This is a genomic window from Streptomyces sp. NPDC014764, assembly GCF_043082785.1.
GTDB lineage: Bacteria > Actinomycetota > Actinomycetes > Streptomycetales > Streptomycetaceae > Streptomyces > Streptomyces althioticus.
This window is the reverse complement of sequence record NZ_JBIBXY010000026.1, coordinates 1-3,544: the sequence shown is the minus strand read 5'-3', so window position 1 is coordinate 3,544 and position 3,544 is coordinate 1. Positions and strand designations below refer to the sequence as shown.

Below are 3,544 nucleotides of genomic sequence, written 5' to 3'. Positions count from 1 at the left end.
CGGGCGGGGGGCATCACCAGCCGGGCGGGGGCCCCCGCGGGGGGCGGGCTCCCACCCACGGGTGGTCCCGGCCCCCGTCCGTGCGCCCCGGCAGGCCGGTCAGATCTCGAGGCCCTTCAGGAACGTCGTGAACGACTGCAGACCCGGGTGCTCGGCGCGCAGCGCCGCGATGTCGGCCCGGTAGCCGTGCTCCTGGAACCACTCGAACATCAGGGCGATCTCGGGGGCGTTGGGGATGTACGGGTTCGCGGCGACCGCGTCCAGAGGCAGCTCCTCGAACCGCGCCGGCATCCCCGTGCGCTCCGCGTACGCCTGCGCCACCTCCGTCGCGGTCAGCTCGTCGCCGGCCAGCTCCAGCGCCCGGCCGACGTAGTCGTCCGGCCGGTCGAAGGCCTGCGCCGCGAAGAAGCCGATGTCCTCGACGGCGATGAACTGCACCCGCGTGTCCGGCTTCAGACCCAGCTGCACCACCAGCGTCCCGTCGACGTTCTGCGGGCCGTGCGCGGCGAAGTTGTCCATGAAGAACGACGGCCGTAGCACGGTCGTCGGCACGCCCAGCTCCTCGAGGTACCGCTCGATGTGCCGCTTGGACTCGAAATGCGGCACGCCGCTGTGGCGTTCGGCCCCGCCCACCGAGCTGTAGACCACATGGGCGACGCCGGCGGCCTTCGCCGCCCGGGCCACGGCACGGCCCTGACGCACCTCGCCGCCCAGCCCCTTCGGCGTCATGAAGTTCTGCACGGAGAACACACCGCGCACACCCTCCATCGCCGTCCGCAGGGACGCCTCGTCGTCCATGTCGCCGCGGACCAGGCGCACGCCGAGGGCGGCGAGCGCACGGGCCTTCGCGGACTCCGGGTCGCGCACCAGGGCCGCCGTCGACCGGCCCCGCCGCACCAGCTCACGCGCGGTGGCGCCGCCCTGCTGTCCGGTCGCGCCGATCACCAGGACGGTGCCGTCGGGGCCGGTGTCCGTGTTCGTATCGGTCGTTTCGGTCGTATCGTTCGTCTCGTTCGTCATGCCCCCGCGCCTCCCGGTCTCAGCGGAACAGGGCCGCGTTGGCGACGGCCCACTGACGGTACGGGCGCGGATCGCGCCCCGTGAGCCCCCGGACGGCGGCCGTGGGCCGGGCCCACGGCACCTCGGGGCTGTGCAGGGCCGCCACGTTGGAGACCGCGGCCGGACGGTCGCCGGTGATGCCGGCGAAGACCTCCACGACCTCCTCCTGCGGGGCCACCGTGAACTCCAGCTCCCGGCCCAGCACCTCGCCCAGGATGCGGGCCTGCTCCTCGGACGTGAGCACCTCGGGCCCGGTGAGCACGTACGCCTTCCCGCGGTGCCCCTCGCCGGTGAGCGCCGCCACCGCAGCGGAGGCGATGTCGTACTCGTCGACCGGCGCGCCAGGGTTGTTGCCGATCCAGTCGCGCACCGCGGAACTCTCCCGCACGGTCTTGATCCACCACGAGGTGTTGGCGTGGAACGGGCCCGGACGCAGGAACGTGGTCGCGACGCCCGAGGCCGTGACCGCCTCCTCCGCGGCCCGGTGCTCCTCCTTGATGCCGTGCGGCAGCGGATGCAGCACGCTCGCCGACGACAGCAGCACGATGTGCTCCGTCCCCGCCTCGGCGGCCGCCTTCGCCACGTTGCGGGCCTCCCCGGCCACATCGCCCGACAGCACCACCAGCGCCCGGGAGACGCCCTCGAAGGCCGCGGCCAGCGAGGCGGGGTCGGCGGGGCTTCCCGCGACGACCTCCACGCCCTCCGGCAGGCCGGCCTCCTCGGGGCTGCGGCTGAGCGCCCGGACCCCGCGGCCCAGGCCCACGAGCTGTTCCACGGCCTCCCGGCCCACCTTGCCGGTCGCTCCGGTGACGAGAATCATCGTCAGTCCCTCCAGCCGTTCGGCTCCGGCCACGGGGAGCCGAGCTGCCGGTAGGTGCTCTGGTACTCGGGCCAGTCGCGGTGGTCGCGGATCTTGCCGTCGACGAACCGGATCAGGTGGATCTGCTCACCGGAGAAGCGGCGGCCGGTCGGCGCCATCCCGACGAGGTTGCCGACGTGACGGCCGTAGAGGACGAGGTAGGCCCGCACCCAGTCGCCGCGCTCCTCGATCTTCACCTCCTCCAGGTGCGCCTCCTCGGAGAAGGTCATCCGCAGCCACTTCACGGCCATCGCGAACGAGTCCGGACCGCGCAGGTCCATGTGCTCCAGCGTCGCCGGGTTGAGATATTCCGGATGGATGTACTCGGCCACGTCCTCGGTGTTTCCGGTGTTGTACGCCCGCACCATGCGGCGCACCGCATCTATCTGACTGCTCATCGAATTCCCCTCCACGGATGCCGGTCCAAGACGCCGGGACACTGGCCGTCAGTCTGCGGTGGCCGAATTCGGCGGGCAAGCGGCCTTCATCCGCGGTCGAGGCGGCCTCCACGCGGCTTTGAGCGGTTCCCGAAAGGGCCACCGGAGCATGGCCTGTGCACCTCGCGAATTCCCGCGCCCCCCGACGAGGACCCGGAGCTGACCGTGGACACCGCCACCGCCACCGACATCTACAAAACGAAAGTCACGGCCGCCTTCAACGGGGCCGCGGCGACCTACGACCGGCTGGGGGTGGAGTTCTTCACCCCGATGGGCCGACGCCTCGTGGAGCGGGCCGCGCCGCGCCCCGGACAGCGTCTGCTCGACGTCGGCTGCGGCCTCGGAGCCACCCTGCTGCCGGCCGCCCGCCTGGTCGGACCGCAGGGCTCGGCCCTCGGCATCGACATCGCCGAGGCGATGATCGAGCAGGCCGGCCGCGAGGTCGAACGCCAGGGCATCGGCAACGTCGAACTGCGCGTCATGGACGGCGAGCACCCCCGCCTGCCCGAGAACTCCTTCGACCTCGTGGTGGGCAGCTACAGCGTGATCTTCCTGCCGGACGCCCGCGGGGCACTGGCCCGTTACGCCCGGCTGCTGCGCGACGGCGGCCGGATCGCCTTCACCAGCCCCGTGTTCAGCAAGGACACCTTCCCGTTCCTGCCGCCGCTGTTCACCCGGTGGATCCCGCTGTCGCTGCTGGAGCACCTGCCGGCCGCCTGGCACCCCGAGCGGCTGCGGGAGCAGCTGCACTCCTGGCTGGAGGACCCCGCCGACCTCACCGCGGCCCTGCGCACCGCCGGTTTCCGGGACGTGGAGATCACCGACGAGAGCGTCGACATGACGGCCGTGTCGGGCGCGGACTGGGTCACCTGGTCGCACACGCAGGGCATGCGCCTGCTGTGGCAGCACCTGCCGGAGGACGAGGCAGCCGCCCTGCGCGCCCGCCTCACCGAAGGGCTGGACGCGCTGCGCGGCGACGACGGCGTCATCCACATCGACGTCCCCGTCCGCTACGTCACGGCGACCGTCGACCGCTGACCTCCCCCCCGTCCGGCGGCGCGCCGGGGGGAAACGCCGGAAGGCCCCCCGGGCGGTGCTTGGGTTCAAGGGGTCGTCGCAACACCGCCTGGTTTCAGGTGGTGAGTAGATCACGTAGACGCTCGGCTGGGGTATCCCAGTCGAGCGTCTT

General features: G+C 72.3%; 4 protein-coding genes. 1 reads left to right on the top strand and 3 read right to left on the bottom strand.

Going from position 1 to position 3,544, the window contains the following annotated elements; translation table 11 throughout:
* Positions 1-99: 99 nt before the first annotated feature.
* From ACF1AG_RS32865 to ACF1AG_RS32855, 3 genes are read right to left on the bottom strand one after another with little or no spacing between them, the layout of a single operon-like run.
* Positions 100-1,020: an NmrA/HSCARG family protein gene (locus ACF1AG_RS32865; RefSeq protein ID WP_391810910.1), complete on the bottom strand. Its 921-nt coding sequence runs from the start codon at positions 1,018-1,020 to the stop codon at positions 100-102.
* A gap of 19 nt (positions 1,021-1,039) precedes the next feature.
* Positions 1,040-1,879 carry an NAD(P)H-binding protein gene (locus tag ACF1AG_RS32860; protein WP_391810909.1) on the bottom strand — a complete coding sequence of 280 codons (840 nt, stop codon included), beginning with the start codon at positions 1,877-1,879 and terminating at the stop codon, positions 1,040-1,042.
* A gap of 2 nt (positions 1,880-1,881) precedes the next feature.
* The gene (locus ACF1AG_RS32855; protein ID WP_093769452.1) at positions 1,882-2,316 is read right to left on the bottom strand and encodes an ester cyclase; all 435 of its coding nucleotides are present in this window, start codon (positions 2,314-2,316) and stop codon (positions 1,882-1,884) included.
* A 204-nt stretch (positions 2,317-2,520) separates the two neighbouring features.
* Here ACF1AG_RS32855 and ACF1AG_RS32850 point away from each other — a divergent pair, with 204 nt between their 5' ends.
* A complete protein-coding gene (locus ACF1AG_RS32850) occupies positions 2,521-3,393 on the top strand; it encodes a methyltransferase domain-containing protein (RefSeq protein ID WP_359608095.1) in 873 nt (290 codons plus the stop codon).
* Positions 3,394-3,544 lie beyond the last annotated feature (151 nt).